Source organism: Streptomyces sp. UH6, assembly GCF_013421635.1.
Classification (GTDB): Bacteria; Actinomycetota; Actinomycetes; order Streptomycetales; family Streptomycetaceae; genus Streptomyces; species Streptomyces abyssomicinicus.
In genome coordinates, this window is record NZ_JACADT010001204.1 from 1 (window position 1) to 1,509 (window position 1,509).

Annotated in this window: 1 protein-coding gene and 1 riboswitch; the gene reads right to left on the reverse strand. The window is 73.2% G+C overall.

Features of this window, described 5'->3' with window-relative positions; genetic code table 11:
- Window positions 1-191: 191 nt before the first annotated feature.
- A riboswitch (cyclic di-AMP (ydaO/yuaA leader) is annotated at window positions 192-359 on the reverse strand.
- Between the two features lie 208 nt (window positions 360-567).
- On the reverse strand, window positions 568-1,509 hold a 942-nt coding region (locus tag HW445_RS30625), incomplete at its 5' end, for a pitrilysin family protein (protein WP_180224049.1).

Genomic DNA, 1,509 nt, shown 5'->3' on the forward strand with positions numbered 1-1,509 from the left:
TGGTGACGACCGGGAGCAGGCCGCTGGTCTCGGCGGCGGGCTCGGCCGCGGCGGCGGGGGTCGCCAGGGTGCCGACCACGCCGGTGGTGGTGAGGGCGGCGAGGCCCGCCAGGCCGGCGGTAGTGCGACTGGTCCGGCCGGGACGACGATGCCTGCCGGAGGCGCAGTTGAACGCCATGAAGTGGCTGAGTCCTTTCCTTCCCTCTCGCCTGCCGGGTTAGCTGTCGGGTTCGGAGCAGGAAGGTCTCCTACAGGTTCCTCCCGCGGTGCGGAAGGCGCCCGATTCACCCCAGGGGTACCGCTGGTGGGTCCCCGGCTCCCCTGGCTCGCGCCGTACGGGGATTAGGCGATGACTGCCCGGCGGCCGCGGGCGCGGCGCACAGGTGTGGCGGACAGCCGGACCGAAGCTAATGGGGTGATCATTCGGATCACAAACGGATCAAGGCTTTTGTAGCGCATGCCACAGGGCAAAACGGGCTCTTCGCCACGCATCGCACACAGACCGGAACGAAGCGGGCCCCGGTGACCACAAAGGTCACCGGGGCCCTGACCGTACCGGAACGGCGGTTACTCGGCGCCCACCACCGTCACCTCGCCGATGCCCAGCTCGCGCACCGGGCCGGCGATCTGCTCGGCGTCACCGACCAGGACCGTCACCAGACGGTCCACCGGGAAGGCGCGCACCGCGGCCGCCGTGGCCTCCACCGTGCCGGTGGCGGCCAGCTGCTGATAGAGCGTCGCCTGGAAGTCGTCCGGCAGGTGCTGCTCCACCTGGTCCGCCAGGGTCCCCGCCACGGCCGCCGCCGTCTCGTACTTGAGCGGCGCCACGCCCACCAGGTTCTGCACCGCGGTGTCCCGCTCGGCGTCGGTCAGGCCGCCGGCGGCCAGGGTGCGCAGCACCTGCCACAGGTCCGCCAGCGCCGGACCGGTGTTGGGGGTGTCCACCGAGCCGCTGATCGCCAGCAGCGCCGCGCCCGAGCCGTCGGGGGCGGACCGCAGCACCTGTCCGAAGGCGCGCACGCCGTAGGTGTAGCCCTTCTCCTCGCGCAGCACCTTGTCCAGCCGGGAGGTGAGGGTGCCGCCCAGGCAGTAGGTGCCGAGCACCTGGGCCGGCCAGACCCGGTCGTGCCGGTCCGGACCGGTCCGGCCGATCAGCAGCTGGGTCTGGACGGAGCCGGGGCGGTCCACGATGACGACGCGCCCGGCGTCGTCGGCCGTCACGGCGGGCACCGGGCGCGGGGCGGCCTGGGAACCGGTCCACGCGCCCAGCGTCTCGGCGAGCAGGGCGTCCAGGTCGACGCCGGTGAGGTCGCCGACCACCACGGCGGTCGCGGTGGCCGGGCGGACGTGCCGCTCGTAGAAGGCGCGCACGGCGGCCGGGTCGATCTTCTCGACCGTCTCCTCGCTGCCCTGGCGGGGGCGCGACATCCGCGAGTCCGCCGGGAAGAGCTCCTTGTAGAGCTCCTTGGCGGCGCGACGGGCCGGGTTGGCCAGCTCGTGCGGGATCTC